At 43.1% G+C, this 15,778-nt stretch carries 10 protein-coding genes; 4 read left to right on the top strand and 6 right to left on the bottom strand.

Annotation, left to right across the window (positions count from 1 at the left end; translation table 11 throughout):
• Positions 1 to 25 precede the first annotated feature (25 nt).
• The 3 genes from JL001_RS01570 to JL001_RS01560 form a co-directional block, all read right to left on the bottom strand.
• Positions 26 to 388 carry a septal ring lytic transglycosylase RlpA family protein gene (locus tag JL001_RS01570; RefSeq protein ID WP_200974375.1) on the bottom strand — a complete coding sequence of 121 codons (363 nt, stop codon included), beginning with the start codon at positions 386 to 388 and terminating at the stop codon, positions 26 to 28.
• A 76-nt stretch (positions 389 to 464) separates the two neighbouring features.
• Positions 465 to 1,217, bottom strand: a complete 753-nt coding sequence (gene yaaA, locus JL001_RS01565; RefSeq protein ID WP_200974374.1) for a peroxide stress protein YaaA — start codon at positions 1,215 to 1,217, stop codon at positions 465 to 467.
• A gap of 2 nt (positions 1,218 to 1,219) precedes the next feature.
• Positions 1,220 to 6,829 carry a gliding motility-associated C-terminal domain-containing protein gene (locus tag JL001_RS01560; RefSeq protein WP_200974373.1) on the bottom strand — a complete coding sequence of 1,870 codons (5,610 nt, stop codon included), beginning with the start codon at positions 6,827 to 6,829 and terminating at the stop codon, positions 1,220 to 1,222.
• Between the two features lie 78 nt (positions 6,830 to 6,907).
• On the opposite strand from JL001_RS01560, the gene JL001_RS01555 reads away from it, so the two are divergent.
• The 4 genes from JL001_RS01555 (at position 6,908) to JL001_RS01540 (ending at position 12,074) form a co-directional block, all read left to right on the top strand.
• Positions 6,908 to 7,957 carry a type IX secretion system membrane protein PorP/SprF gene (locus tag JL001_RS01555; protein ID WP_200974372.1) on the top strand — a complete coding sequence of 350 codons (1,050 nt, stop codon included), beginning with the start codon at positions 6,908 to 6,910 and terminating at the stop codon, positions 7,955 to 7,957.
• Between the two features lie 12 nt (positions 7,958 to 7,969).
• A complete protein-coding gene (locus JL001_RS01550; protein WP_200974371.1) occupies positions 7,970 to 9,205 on the top strand; it encodes a M48 family metallopeptidase in 1,236 nt (411 codons plus the stop codon).
• A gap of 132 nt (positions 9,206 to 9,337) precedes the next feature.
• Entirely contained in the window at positions 9,338 to 10,918 is a 1,581-nt protein-coding gene (locus JL001_RS01545) for a M81 family metallopeptidase (RefSeq protein ID WP_200974370.1), read from the top strand.
• Positions 10,919 to 11,045: 127 nt separating this feature from the next.
• On the top strand, positions 11,046 to 12,074 hold the full coding sequence (locus JL001_RS01540; protein WP_200974369.1) for a phosphotriesterase: 1,029 nt from the start codon (positions 11,046 to 11,048) through the stop codon (positions 12,072 to 12,074).
• An 11-nt stretch (positions 12,075 to 12,085) separates the two neighbouring features.
• Here the strand turns inward: JL001_RS01540 and JL001_RS01535 are convergent, their stop codons facing one another.
• Genes JL001_RS01535 through JL001_RS01525 form a run of 3 tightly spaced genes read right to left on the bottom strand, consistent with a single transcriptional unit; the run spans position 12,086 to position 15,759 of the window.
• Complete coding sequence (locus tag JL001_RS01535) at positions 12,086 to 12,982, bottom strand: SMP-30/gluconolactonase/LRE family protein (RefSeq protein WP_200974368.1); 897 nt, start codon at positions 12,980 to 12,982, stop codon at positions 12,086 to 12,088.
• Between the two features lie 37 nt (positions 12,983 to 13,019).
• A complete protein-coding gene (locus tag JL001_RS01530; RefSeq protein WP_200974367.1) occupies positions 13,020 to 14,084 on the bottom strand; it encodes an NAD(P)H-dependent glycerol-3-phosphate dehydrogenase in 1,065 nt (354 codons plus the stop codon).
• On the bottom strand, positions 14,059 to 15,759 hold the full coding sequence (locus JL001_RS01525) for a 1-acyl-sn-glycerol-3-phosphate acyltransferase (protein ID WP_200974366.1): 1,701 nt from the start codon (positions 15,757 to 15,759) through the stop codon (positions 14,059 to 14,061). The genes JL001_RS01530 and JL001_RS01525 overlap by 26 nt, the downstream gene beginning before the upstream one ends.
• Between the last annotated feature and the right edge of the window lie 19 nt (positions 15,760 to 15,778).

The following is a 15,778-nucleotide window of genomic DNA, read 5'->3' as shown; positions in this document are numbered from 1 at the left end:
TCTTTGGAGGCAGCCTTTTTTAGTATTAGTACCTTATCTCCACAGGTACAACGCCATCTTGGATCATATCCAATTGCCTTGCCGCTTTTTTGGAAAGGTCAATAATTCGCCCTCTGATAAATGGTCCTCGGTCATTGATGCGTACTTTGACGGATTTCCCATTTTTTAAGTTTTTGACCTGAACAATAGTGCCAAAGGGTAAACTCCGGTGTGCTGCAGTCATTTTACCGGATTGATACCTTTCTCCACTGGCTGTTTTTCTGCCATTGAACTTATCGGCATAGTAGCTGGCCATTCCTTGCTCGACACGGGCAGATTGGTGCTTGGATGCTGCGCAAGAACTAAAAAATAAAGCAATCAGAAACCAAAGGACTAAATGTTTTTTCATATGGCTTTTGGAACATAAATAAGCCATCAGCAAAATCTAGCTACTGATGGCTCATGATCTTGTTATGAGGAACTGATTACCTAACGAAGATCCACTCGTTTTCTTTACTTTGGGGCGCAGAAAATTCATAACCTTCAGCATTGAACAGTTTGATTTTTTCTGGATCAGTTATCCTGTTTTTGATGATATAGTCTGCCATCATCCCTCTAGCCTGTTTGGCAAAAATTCCAATTACCTTATATTTTCCGTCTCGGTGTTCCTTGAAATTGACATGGATGATGCGGGACTTCAATGCCTTTTTATCAACGGCTTTGGCATATTCCTGAGAGGCCAGGTTAATGATAGGTTCTCCCTGGGCTGCTGCATTGATGGCCTTGGAGATTTTAGTGCCCCAATATTCATAAAGGTTTTTTCCTTTTTTGTTCTCTAGGCTAATGCCCATTTCCAACCTGTACGGTTGGATCAGGTCCATTGGTTTGAGTAGGCCATATAGACCTGAAAGAATTCTTAAATGATCTTGGGCAAAGACAAGATCATCCTCTGTATAATTATCCACATCCATGCTTCGGTAGACATCCCCTTTAAAGGCTAAAAGGGCTTGCTTGGAGTTTTCCAACGTGAAGTCTTTGTTGAAAGTGCGGTATCTTTCTTCATTCAACTGGGCGATATTTTCACTCACTTTCATCAGTTTTTGAATATCAGAAGCTGACTTTTTTTTCATCAATGATACCAATGCTTTGATGTCAGTTTTAAAGTCTGGCTGAGTGGCTGTGGGCACATCAGCTGTACTCATATCCAGCGTTTTGGCTGGAGAAATTAATGCGATCATATTTATTCTATTACTACTATTGCTTTTTTGATGGTTTGCTCTAAGGCTTGGTCTCGGCTTTTAAACTTGATTATTACGGGATAGGTTCCTACAGGGACTTTTTTCCCATTGACCAAGCCATCCCACTGACAGAAAGGCGAATTCTCTGGTACATTTTCTTCTATACAGTGATAAATGAGCTCTCCCCAACGGTTGTAAATCAAGACACTGATTTCATCTACGAAGTCATTGACATAGACAATGAAGTTTCTGCTTTCATCTCCCGGAATCAATGCGTTGGGAGTAGTGATCTGCAGGGCACAGTCCTCAATAATCTCGAAACTGACTGCAAAGCTACAGCTTGCCTCGTCTGTCACAAAAAGGGTGTAATTTCCTGGTAAGGTTGGGGTGAAGGTGGACTCAGTACTGATCAGCTCATCCTCCAGCCACCACTCGTACTCCTCCCAATTACCAAGAGAATCCAAAGTTTCCGTTACCCCTTCAACAGCGCAGATAGTGTAGCTAGGTTGTAAGACAGGGGAGACAGCATCAGAGCTCAGCACGTCTATTCTGTCAGTACCTACACTACAAAGCTGGCCATAGGACTCGTTGATAAGCCTTACCCTATAAGTCCCTTCCTGGGTAACGGGAATGCTGGTCATACCATCAAATTCAGGAAGGCGTATATTTATTCCATCTTCGTCTACCGTAAACCATGCCGTTTCAATATTGGAGTTTTCAGGTGCCGTAAACACAGCTTGAATCGTTCCTGTTGGATTGTTTGAACAGATGCCGGCGTCAAGAACCAGTTCTACGGGAACTCTATTGGTAAATGGCTCTACCGTGAATTCAATTGGAGGTCTAGGACAACCTGCACCTACCTTGGGTTGAACATCCAAAGAATAATCTCCAGGGTTGTTCGGAACAAAAGAAGTACCCCTGCCAATAATTTCGCCTATTGTATTCCTCCAAAGGAAATTATAATCTTCTTCATTAAAGTTAGCCCCAAGTTCAGCCAAATACCGAACCCCGTTTTCACAATCAAATATTGGATCCGCCAATTCATATTCAACCTGATTGGTAAGGGTCAGGTTCATTTCCCGTGTTCGTGGGCATTCAACACCATTTGGGTCTTCGCCTACAATCGTATACACGCCTTCCTGATCCATGACATATAGATCATTAGGCTGTGGGGTAAGTATACTTCCGTTAGGCCCGGTGATGGTGTAGTTGACTCCATTGGCTGGTTCAGGAGCGAAATAAAACACTTCACAAGCAATGGCATTACTCGGAACACTGAAGGCCACCAAGCCTTGATTTTCGATAATGTAATTTTGAGGATCAGGCACCGCACAGCCTGCGGCGTCTGAAACTTCCACTGCATAGGTTCCGTCTTCCAAAGAAACATTCGCTTCACCATTGATAGTCCCCGTAAACTGCTCGCCATCGTCTTCTCTGGTAATGACATAGGACCCTGTGTTAGGAGTTCCCTGCAGAACAATACTGATGCTGCCATTTTCTACTCCCGTTGGTCCACAAGATTCAGGACTAACGCTAATGGTATAACTAAATCCTGCCGGAGGATTTTTATTGTCTATGCTTACAGTCTCTGTAAATGAGCAGCCTCCATTGACAGCAGTTATGGTGTAGATGCCTGGCAAAAGGTCTGCTATTGGTCCAATGGTCTGTCCTTCGGTGACATCCAAGAATACTTCACCTGTTTCTACTACAGTTACGGTGTCTGCATCTGAAAGCATGGTGAATTCAAAGCTGCCATCTGGAGTGGCGCAATCAGTTGCGGTGCTGATCACATTGGTGGTAAGTTCTGGCAATGGAGATACCAGTAGTTCTACTCTTTTTTCGACCACACAACCGGGCAATATAGGGTCATCTGCTCGGAAAATAATATCATATGTCCCAGGGCCAGGAAGTTCTTCTACATTGACTTCCCACTCATAACCTTCGCCCAAAATTGTTGGTGTATCGTTACTGCCTTGTAGCTGGTAGGACCATTCGCCGCTCACAGGTGTATCAGGAGCAAAGATGATGTAGTTCTCTTCATAACAGGATGACTCCGCATCCTGATTGACCTCAAAGTCAAATGCTGGACCAACAAATACTGAAGCAGTGGCAGGACAAGATTGGAAAGTGGAATCAGCATCCGCAGGAATCACATGATTAACCGTGACGGTATAAATACTTTCCTCTGTGACATCAATGGAATTGGAAGTGCTGTCCCCTAAGATTTCACCAGCGGAGTTTATCCATTCAAAATTGTATAACCCTTCATTGGGGTCATACCCGTCAATGGCTGTCAAGGTAACTGTGTTTCCGCTACAAAGCGTGATATCATCTTGTAGCGTGAGTTCAGGTGGAGCAACGATCTCTATTTCCATGCTGCCCCGGTAATATTCTGGATTGCCGCATCTTTCCACATCCAAACTAACCGTGTATAAACCCGCCGAGTCAAATGCATATTCCATTAGCTGGAAATCGTCACCTTCACCAGCATAAGTAAATACTTCAAGTCCGTCACTATCAGTGATTACCCAATTGTAAAAATCAATATCTGGTTCTCCGGCTCCCTCAAACTCTGCAAGCGCCTCACCTTCGATCAAACAAAGCCTTTCTGGGCCCGAAATTTCAGGGTCAGGCACATTGCTGCCAGAGTTTTGAACATAGGAGGGAAGGCCTAAATTATTGGTTCCGTTGGTGACGGGACCCTGTGGATTATAGGTGCTATTGTTGCAGTCAGCTCCTGGCTGGATTTGGCCTACTTGTGGAGCACCTACGACAGAGACGTAAATTTGTCCATCAGGCCCCATTTGTAAGGCTCCAAGCGTTCCACCGGTACTTCCAGAGAGTACTGATCTGTTAGCTAGAATACATTGTTCGATTTCGTCTTGGGTACTGGCACTTTGGAAACAGTCAGGGCAGGTGCTGGTGCTGCCATCGTCTTCATCAATTTCAGTACCACTGATCGGGAATTCTTCAATACCTTTTCCGTTTTTATAGGAAACAAAAACCTTGTTGCTGTCACTGCCAAATTCAAGGCCATAGACTTCATCATCGCATCCCAAGTCGAAAGTGGCGTATTCTGTGAGCTCACCAGTACTTTCGTCAAAGTCAAAGACATCCACAACACTACATCCACTTTCATCAACAATGGTTACGGCTAACTTTTCCCCGTCAGGACTGAATTTCATGGAACCTACTCCTGAGCTAAAACCGTGGTCAGTTCCTACTGAGCTGTTGACAGATTGACCAACACCTTCGGAGGTGACTGGGTAAGCCCTAAAAGTATTGTTGCCGAGTTCATGGAACATGACCCAAGTGGTGTCTCCAGAGGCAATAGCTGCGGACTGTTCTGTGCCAGGACTAAATAGGAAGTTATCACTGCTGACCACACTGCCCACGCCTTGCTGGTTTTCTCCTTTGATGTCCACCAAAGAGAATTTAACGGTATTACTGCCTCCATCTGAAGACTCTGTGGTAAAGAGATAATATAGAGTTTGTTCCTGTGGTACTTTGACAGCAATGACACTTTGAGCGGATGAGTTATCTCCTCCAATGTCATCCCCATCTTGCATAACATTGCCATTTAAGTCCCATACGGTTTGTCCATCGGTATAAAAAAGCACCTGGCCAGCCTGATCAGAAATAGTAGTGGTTCCTGCTGGAATGTCCCAGGTGAAACCAGGATCCTCAACAGGTCTTGGCAAAGGACCGTCGGGGTTATCTGGGTCAGGGTTAAAGTCCAGCCCAGCTCCATTCCCGAAGTACCATATGTTATTGGTTTGGTCATTGACTTTTTCATTGGCCACAGGGTCCCACATTTTGATAGTGGTTTCTGCATAGACGTAGCAAGTAGAACCAGGTTCACGGGCCAAAACCCAATAAGTGCCTGGCTCGCAGACTTCATTGGCTCCTTCAGGAATCCAACCATCTTCTTTTTTATTGGACCAGAAATACTCATAGGTAGAGCCACTGCCACCTCCCCCTTGTCCTCCTCCAGTGCCTGGAATACCAATTCCTCCGCCACCACCGCCAGAGCCACCGCCTTGGCCTTCTTCACTGGATTGCACTTCCAGCATTTCATTGAGATCCAGACATTGTAAACAAGTGGTGGTGTCAGAGGGTGTAAAGCTCGCCTGTAAGTTGTTTTCAGTAAAAGTGATCGGGTAGGAAACTGTTTCGGTGCTTCCATCTGCCAAGGTCACAGTCAAGGTTACAGTGATGTTTTGTTCTCCTGTGGCAGCAGCAGGAATCAGTAAGTGCTCCTCTGTCAGGTCCATTTCAATTTCTTCACCATCTTCATCCACAGGGGGAGGACTGATCTCCCACTCATAGGACTCAATTGGGATATTCGGTGGAGTCAAAGTAGAAGTCAACTGAAGAGGGTTGTTCATACATGGCATTGTTGGAGACCAAGTGAAATCCACATTGACATCTATATCTGCGTTGGGTGCAAATGAAGGAAAAATACCACCACAGAAATCTGTGCCATCAAAAGGGTTAGCGTCAACGATAACCTCGGTTATTTCTTCTTCGTCAGGGTTTTCTATGGTGCCCACATAAAAGGCGTCGTTATTGGGCTCTTGGTAGATATAATATAATTGTCCATCAGGTCCTACCTTGATATCATGAATTTGCTGGACAGGCTCCAATGAACTTGGAGGGACAGGTAGTTGCTCTGCTGGTGCATTTAAGTCATTGATGGGAACCCTTAGTATATTGTCACCTTGAGAATAAATAATATAATTCCCGTCAGGGGAGACAGTTGCACCACCGTGTGTATTAGAAACAATACCTGGTGATTCTGCAATAGGCGCTGGCGTAGTAAATGTTCCAGATCCTGTATCAAAATTGGAAATGTAAATAGCATCTTCAGGATTTTCAGGAATCAGGATCAGGGTACCTGTGGCTTCATCAAAAATGATTCTTCCTGGCGTGATAGGAAGGCTTGTATTGTCCGTTTCAATAAAATCACCCTCAATATCCGTGATTTCACGAGATACCAGCTGCCCGTTTTCATAGCTGATCAGATAGCTTGGGGAGTCTGGTGTTTTGACTACTGCGATAGCACCTGAAGCTGTTCCAATGTTTTGATCAAGGCTGGTTACTTCTCCAGCTGGTGGTGAGTTGGCAGGAGCGGCACCTTGGGCATTCATGTCCATGACAGCGTATTGCAATTGTCCACTTGGACTGATGTAAAAGGTGTAAAAAGTTTGTTCTCCCTCTGGGTCATAGTTAAGTGGAGAAATAGCCACTGTCTGACTGCCATCAAAATTCCCATTGATACCATTAGGGGCTCCTTGTATGGGTTCGTTGAGGTAATTATAAACCAGTTCTCCGTTGGTGTAAAACAGTGGTTCTCCAGTAATAGGGTTGATAGCGATCGCATTATTGTTTTGGCCGACCACCACATTGCCGGGAAGGGTATTTACATTGGGTGAGCCACCTTTACCGAAAGAAATGTAGTTATTTTCGGTGCCAGGTCCACAGTAACCAAAAATCCATTCGTTATTGTTATAGCCCTGAGCGTGAGTTATGTTGTAAATGGAAGGGCACAAAAATATCAGGAAAAAAATATAAATCAATCTGAAATTTATGTAAATAGGAGTCCTTTTCATAATTTACGGGCTGCAGTAAACACCTTTTCCTTAGGTTTCGTTTATATGCTTATATTACTCAAATAAACGAACAAATATTTGTTTAGGTCTTATATATATTTAGTTTTTTGCGCTTTAGCATTAACGTTCTCTACTGGCAATAGTTTTGGACAAGATCCTCAATATAGTCAGTACTATGCAGCGCCACTATATTTAAACCCGGCTTTTGCGGGTTCAGATTTACAAACACGTATCGGGGCTAACTATCGAAGCCAATGGCCCGGATTGGATGCCCAGTTCAATACTTTTTCCGTATATGCGGATACCTTTCTTGAACAATACAACAGCGGCTTTGGTCTTATGATTATGAACGATGTGGAGGGGGCTGCGGATTTGAGGTCTTTGACTATTTCTGGAATTTACTCTTATGAATTGAGGATTGGCGAATCAGTCTACTTCCGCCCGGGATTTCAAGCAAGTTATATTCGTCGGGATATTGGTTATTATGAAAACCTCGTTTTTGCAAATCAAATCAATCCTGAAGATCCTTTTGGGCCTATTTTACCGGGAAATACAGACTTGTCCGGCTTGGGAGAACCTGTGAATATGCTGTCTCTATCATTTGGTGGTTTGCTCTTTACAGAAAACCTTTGGTTTGGTGCATCTGTCCATCATATCAATCAACCCAATCAATCGTTTTTGGAGGATGAAAGTTTACTGCCTAGAAAATATTCGGCACATGCCGGTTATCGGATTTCATTGGGACATGGAGCCATGAAAAGGGATTTTACCCATACCTATAGACAAAGGTATTTTGTGCCTACCCTAAACTACAAAAGACAAGGACCATTTGAACAATTGGACATGGGAGCTTACTTGTATGCGGAGCCTCTTATTGTTGGATTATGGTATAGAGGACTTCCTTATAAGCCCCTAAACAGTGAAAGTAATCGGGATGCTTTGGTTATGCTACTGGGTGTCAGCCTTCCAACTGGACTTGATATTGGCTATAGTTTTGATTATACGGTGTCTCAGTTAGGAATTCAGTCAGGTGGAGCGCATGAAATCAGTATTTCCTACCGATTTCCAGACCGTAACCCTGGAGCGCCACGATTGCGAGAGACCTTGCTGCCTTGTCCCAAATTTTAGTAGATTTGCCGCATGAGCGCAGAAGGATTGAAATACCTGATGATCGGCTTGATAGTGGCCGGTTTCTTTTTTGATAAGTGGACAAGTTGGTTGAATGTAAACCAAAAGGTGCCCATTGTTCCAAGAACACTTGTCAGTCATCTGGACCAAGAGAAATTAAAAGAATCAAAAGCTTATCAAAAGACAAATTATCGTTTCAGCCTGCTTACAGGCTTACTTTCATTTTTGGTGACCTTGGTCTTAATTTTTTGGGGGATTTTTGGCGCTTTGGATACTTGGGTAAGTGGTTGGGTGGAAAACCCCATATGGCAATCTTTGATTTTCTTTGGTTTGCTTTTTATTGCATCAGACCTATTGTCACTGCCTTTTGACTACTATCATACATTTAAGATTGAAGAGGATTTTGGTTTTAATAAAACTACCAATAAGACTTTTGTGCTGGACAAGTTGAAGGGCTATGCGCTTGGGATTGTTCTTGGTGGAGGGTTGTTGGCCTTGTTGCTTTGGTTGATCGATCAGTTGGGGACATCATTTTGGCTCTATTTCTGGGCCGTGGCTGCCTTTTTTATGGTGCTGCTGAATATGTTTTATACTTCATGGATTTTACCTCTTTTCAATAAGTTGACCCCTTTGGGAGAAGGTGAACTAAAAGAAAGTATCATGGCTTATTCCCATTCGGTGGACTTTTCTTTGGAGAATGTTTTTGTCATTGATGGTAGTACTCGGTCAACGAAAGCCAATGCTTTCTTCTCAGGAATTGGAAAACAAAAGAAAGTTGTACTGTATGACACTTTGATCAATCAGCATACGACAGAAGAATTGGTGGCGGTATTGGCGCATGAAATTGGCCATTATAAGAAAAAGCACATCCTTCAAAGCATGGTGCTGAGTGTCCTTCAAGTAGGTGTGATGCTGTTTGTTTTGTCTTTGTTTGTGAACAGCGGAGCAATCAGTCAAGCACTGGGAGGTGAAAGGGTAGCAGTGCATCTCAACCTGATAGGATTTGTATTGCTGTTTTCTCCCATATCAACCTTTTTGGGAATTGGGATAAATATATTAAGTAGAAAGAATGAGTTTGAAGCAGACCGCTATGCCAAAGAGACTTACGCTGGAGAACCGTTAGCCAGTGCGCTCAAAACCCTTTCTGTCAAAACCTTGACACAGATTAATCCTCACCCATTGCATGTATTTGTGAATTACTCCCACCCGCCGTTAATGGCCAGGTTGGAGAAGCTTGAGTTATCCTGATAGATTTCTATGATTTTTCTTTTTGTTATTAAATTGATAGAATAGTTAAAAATGCAGTAAAGAACTTGATGAATGGTTAAACATTAATGAATTTTTTATTTAAATTAGTTGAATTACGTAAAAACTTCATTTATGCAAAAAACACTCACCCTCACCAAAATCTTTGTTTTGTTGTTTACTGTAGTAGGGTTGATTTCTTGTAACCCTTCCACAGAGCAAGAAGAATCTTCTTCTTTGCCTCGAATAGCCATCGCAGGATTGGCAATAGAATCCAGTACTTTTTCTCCGGCTGTTACAGAGGAAACAGCATTTCATGCTAAGAGCGGAGACGATATATTTTCTTATTATCCCTTTATGGCATCCGATTCGGCCAATAGAAAAAGAGCAGAATGGATCCCCACTGTTAAAGGCCATGCCATTCCAGGTGGAATTGTCAGTAAGGAGGCTTACGAGTCTTTAATGGGAAAGACCCTTACAATGTTGAAAGAAAATGGTCCTTATGATGGTTTGTTCTTTGATATTCATGGTGCCATGAGTGTTCAGGGCGTGGACGATCCCGAGGGAGATATGATTGAAAGAATTCGTGAAGTAATCGGTGAAGAGCCAATTATTTCTACTTCTATGGATTTGCACGGTAATGTTTCTCATAAGTTGGCAAAGCACTCTGATATTATTACTTGTTATCGCTTGGCGCCTCATGAGGATGCTTTGGAATCTAAGAAAAGAGCCATGGACAATCTTTTGGAAAGACTGGAAAGTGGTGAGGGTAAACCTGCCTATAAAGCTTATATTCCGGTGCCGATCCTATTGCCTGGAGAAAAGACCAGTACAAGAATTGAGCCTGGGAAAAGTTTATATGCCAAGGTAGCTCCTGCTGCTGATCAAGAAGGAGTAGTGGATGCCGCTATTTGGATTGGTTATGCTTGGGCTGATGAGCCCCGAAATCATGGAGTGGTGATGGTCACCGGAGATGATAAAGAAAAAGTAGGCCGGACGGCTGAAGATTTGGCAGAAAGTTTTTGGGCGGTGAGGGATGAGTTTGATTTTGTCGCACCAACTGCTACGCTTGAAGAGGCTTTGGATGCTGCGGTGAAGAGTGATAAAGTACCATTTATGATCAGTGATTCAGGTGACAATCCGACTGCTGGTGGAGCGGGAGATGTGACCTGGACTTTGAAGGAAATTTTGGCTAGGCCAGAATTTAAATCAGCAGATGGACCCAGCTTGATCTATGCGTCTATCCCGGGGCCAGAGTTGATCAAGGCTGCTGTTGAAGTAGGTGTGGGCGGAGAGGTTGAAGCACCTGTGGGAGCAGCTGTTGATAATAGATTTGCTGGGCCGATTACTTTGAAAGGAACCGTGGAAGCTATCGAGCATGGTGACCGGGATGCTGAAACAGAAGTTGTGGTCAAAGTAGGAAGTGTACATGTGATAGTGACTAATAAGCGCAAGCCTTATCATCACGAAAGTGACTTCACCAATTTAGGTTTGAACCCAAAAGAGACAGATATAGTGGTCGTAAAGATAGGATACCTTGTACCTGAACTCTACAACATGAGGGCTGACTGGCTGCTTGCTTTGACCCCAGGGGGAGTGGATCAGGACTTGATGCGCCTAGAGTATAACCGTATCAAAAGGCCAATGTTTCCGTTTGATGCAGGCATGGAAGATCCTGATTTATCAGTCCAGTGGATTCCTTTATCCCATGAATAAGCTTCCCTATTACTTATAAAACTTTGAAGGCCTCTTATACTGTTAGTAAGAGGCTTTTTTATGTCTTTGGCATTTGATTGAAAAGGAAAGGATGGTAAATTAATTAGAGAAATTTAATTTATCCCAAATGAGAAATAGCCCAATTTATATCATCATCGTCTTTTGCTTGTCCTTTCATTCTTGTTCTAGAAATCAGGATATGCCTTTTATCCAAACCGTGAATGGCATACATAAGGTAGATACCTCCAAGGTATGGTTGACGCATGAGCATTTATTAGTGGACTTTATCGGTGCCGATAGTATTTCTCAAGAGGATTGGGTTGATGAGGAGGTGTTAAAGGTAATGCTTCCGCATTTAAGTGATCTGCATACTTATAAGGTAAATTACTTTGTTGATCCTACTCCAAATTTTTTAGGGCGGGATCCAGGTTTGCTCCAGCAGTTTTCAGAGAAGTCTGGCATTGCCATTATTACCAATACAGGTTTGTATGGTGCGGTTAACAACAAATATATACCTGAATATGCCTACCAATGGAGTGATGACCAATTGGCGGAAAGTTGGATAAATGAATTTGAAAATGGAATAGGAGATACCGGAATCAAGCCTGGGTTTATAAAGATAAGCGTAGATAATTTAGCCTCGCTTGAGGTCATTGATGCCAAATTGGTGAAAGCAGCCGCTAAAACACATCTGAAGACTGGACTGACTATTGCCTCTCACACTGGGGCGGCTAAGGGGTTGTGGCCACAATTGAATATTTTAAAGGATCTCAATGTTACTCCAAGCGCTTTTATTTGGGTACATGCCCAGGCAGAGGAGGATATGGCTCAGTACCTAAAAGCAGCCGATTCAGGGTGTTGGATCAGTTTTGATGGCTTAGGTTGGGAGATGAAGAAGCATCTTGAGAAGTTGGTCTTTGCCAAGGAAAATGGGATTTTGGACCACGTATTGATTTCACATGATGCAGGATGGTATGATCCACAAAAGACAGAACAAAATATTGTTGGCTATACCCGGATTTTTAAAGAGCTCCTTCCGGCTTTAGAAGAACAGGGCTTTACCCAGCAAGATATCAACATGCTCTTGAAGATCAATCCTGCCAAAGCTTTTGGGATTTCAGTAAGGAGCTTAGCGCACCCTTCAGATGAAGATTAATTTGAATACTTTTATCTAGCTCCTTTAACATTCATCTCTACTGTATAAACAGCTGTACTGGCAGTGATAAACAGGGTTTTTCTGTCCTTTCCTCCAAAAGTAACATTGGCTGTCCATTTTTGAGGGACGGAGATATGGCCTATTTGCTGCCCTTGAGGATTAAAGACAGTGACACCATTGCCAGTAAGGTAAACGTTACCCTTCTGGTCGACGGTCATGCCATCAGATCCCATTGCGGTAAAAAGTTGAGGTTCACTAAGGCTTCCATCCTTTTGAATGGTGTATTTGTAGGTTTTCTTATCTCCAATATCAGCGATAAATAGTGTTTTGCCATCATTGGTGCCGATAATACCATTTGGTCTCACAAAGTGATCAGCCACTATTTTCACTTCCTGGTTTTTAGGATTTCTATAATAAACCCGCTGACTTTCCATATCCATTTCTTGTCTTTCCCAATAGTCACGCTGATAATAGGGGTCGGTAAAATAAATTCCTCCTTTTTGATCTACCCAAAGGTCATTGGGGCCGTTGAAGTCCTTTTCCTCAAAGCCGTCTACCAGTACTGTTACATTTTTGTTTTTGTCAATCTGCCATAATTGGAATTTTTCATCGGCACAGGCCAATAAATTGCCCTCTCGGTCAAAGAACAAGCCATTGGCCCTTCCTGCATTTTCCATATAGATAGTTACTTTTCCTGTTTCAGCAGACCAACGATGAATGCGGTTGTTAGGCTGGTCAGTGAAATAGACATCTCCATTGGGAGCTACCGCAGGACCTTCCGTAAAAGCAAAGCCATCAGCCACTAAAGCTGGGGTGGATTCATCTGTGTAAAGTAGCTCTTGACTACTTTTGCAGGAGAAAAGGAAGCTGAAAGCGATCAGAAAATAAAAGGCAGAAAGGTTTTTCATAAAGCTTAAATGGTCATTTGAGTTTCCAAATTTCTTCCTACAGAAAATCAATATCCACATTGAAGGGATATTTCATCAAGTAGTATAAGGCATCTTCCACCTTAAAACCTTCGAAAAGGACTTTGTAGAGATTTTCAGTGATTGGGGCGCGCATGCCCGTTCCCTCCAGGAAGGTTTTCATAAGTTTAACCGTATTGATCCCTTCAGCGACTTCTTCCATACTGTCATTGATTTGCTCTAATGTTTCACCTTGGGCCAGACGGTAGCCAACAGTATAGTTTCTGGAGAGCGTGGAGCTGCAAGTGGCCACAAGATCCCCAATTCCTGCTAAGCCAATAAAGGATTGGGTTTGTCCTCCAAGTGCATTTCCTAAGTGAATCAATTCAACCATGCCTCGCGAAATAAGGAGTCCGCGTGCATTTTCGCCCAAGCCCAATCCGGCCAATGCACCAGAAGCTATAGCAATGGTGTTTTTGAGTACGCCACTGAGCTCCACACCAATAATGTCTTGGTTTCCATATACTTGGAATTTGTCGGAGCGCAGAAGCCTTTGACCTTCCACAATAACCTCATTGAATCTACTGGCGACTACGGTAGCGGCTGGTTGTCCTTTGGAAAGTTCCTTGGCAAGATTTGGTCCAGCCAAACAGCCGACCCTAACCACTACTGTTTCATTGAGGATTACCTCGCTCATGGTACATATATTTTCCCTTTTGATTTTGCTGACATCTTCTAGGCTTTTGTCATCGGGGAGGTTGAGGGCCAGACCTTTGGTGCCGTGGATCAGAATATGGTAAGGGTGGAGAAAAGGAGCGAATTTTTGCATGACCTCCCTAAACCCTGATGAAGAAATCACTGGGAACATGACTTCGCAGGAGTCGCAAATTATTTCTGGATCAGTGGTCGCCGATATATTATGGTGGAGGCTCCTTCCTTCTGCACTATGCTGAAAGTTGATTTCGTCAACGATTTCCTGCTTTCGGGCATAAACGATTACTTTGCTTTTTTCGGCAAGAATATTGGCTATGGCTGTACCAAAACTGCCAATGCCAATCACCCCAACAGGTTTGTCAAAATTATTTGAAGAGCTTTTCAAGGTCATATCCGTCAAGTCTGTTATGGTAAAAATACAGGAGGCTCATGTCCTGTGTGGTGATTTTGTTTTCAGAAGTTTTGATCAGCGGTCTTTTGGCATGGTACATTCCCACATTGGCCAAGCCATGAGAAATGATTTCGTCAAGGCCTTGCTTTAAATGGGGAGCCACATGAACTTGTCCTTCACTGCGGATTTCCATGATTCGGTTCAGTACCCTTTGGCATTCTGACCTGAAATCATTGTATTCCAAGATCAGTTCGTCATCTGGTAGCCTTAGAAGGTTGAAAAGGTCCATTTTACTGTTTTTCTTTTTGATCATCTGAAAAGCAGTAAAGGCAACAAGGTGACTGCTGAAAATCCTATTGATTTTGTGAAATTCCTCAACTATCCGCTCTCCTAGTTTGTGGGTATACACTTCTTCCCGCTGGGGATCTACCGTCACTTTTCCATCAGAAAGGAAATAGTCACGGCAATCAATGATGCGGTTGTTTCTATCTAGGCTGTTTCCGTCTTTGTCCACATAGTTCCCGAGGATATCCATGGCTTGGCCAATGGACACGGAAATGTCAGACCCCTTGGTGAAAAACTTTACCAGGAACTTTGAGATTTTATAAGAAGTGGAGAACTCATCTGTTTCCTTATAGTACCTTTCTTGACCAGTTAAGCTCAAGTGTTCTTTGATCAAACTGGGAGCTTCCAATACAAAGTGATAGTTGATTGTGACAGGGACAATGAATACTTTTCCGCTGATGTCGTTCAGGCCTTGCTCATAGTTGGTTCTTTGCGCTTCTATGGCGGTACTGAGTAAACCAAGTTTTAGTTTGGATTCAATTTTGCCGCTCCTGGATCGGGTCCCTCCCGGAAAGAAAAGGCTGTGACATCCAAACTGGATAGCCTCACTGGAATAGGTTTTTAAGGTTTCCCTATACAGTAAATTCTTTTTTCTTCTGTCCACTTTATAAGCACCAAGTGCATTCATAAAGTAGGCGAAAATCTGGATGTTGAATAGGTTGAGCCCGGCACCATAAATAAATGGAGGCATGCCCAAAGTGCTGATGGTCCATCCTATCAAAATACTGTCCAGATTGCTGAAATGGGTAGGGACCATGACAATCGTCCCTTTGGAAGCAAGATCCCTGATTTGATCCGTCTCACCAATGATCTGGATTTTGTCCTGAAGGGTGTATTGCTTACTAAAGATTGAGCCGAAGCCCTTTACTCTCCCAGCATTGAGCAGTCGGGAAAAGCCAAAAGTTACAATCTTTCTGGTGGCCTTATAATGACTGTGCTTGAAATTACTGGCAATCTCTTCAGCATAACGCGTGGTGATGCTGTCAAGGATTTTATGGTAGCCCACTTTCCTGTCTTCTTCTGTGCTGTGAGTTTCTGAGGAGAGTTGCACCAAGGTAGATTTAACACCAGACCAAAAATCATCTTCATCATCTGGATCTACCAACCAAGGGTTTTGTTTGACTCTCATTCTTTCCCGGTATAGGGTGGTCTCGAGTTCTTCCTTGAGAAGATCTAAATTGTTTCCCGTGATGTTGATGATCCTATCGCTGCTATGGGAAGCTATGGTTTGGATAAATTCCTTTCTGTTTTTGGACAGCTTCACCACCGGCCACTCATCTTTCCGAGGAAGAATGGGGTCGTATTTATGTTTGATATAATCGTCAGTCAAGGGGATTAGGTTTGATGAT

This window comes from Echinicola sp. 20G, from assembly GCF_015533855.1.
Lineage (GTDB): Bacteria > Bacteroidota > Bacteroidia > Cytophagales > Cyclobacteriaceae > Echinicola.
Note: the sequence above shows the minus strand (reverse complement) of the source record. Positions and strands in the feature narration are given on the sequence as shown.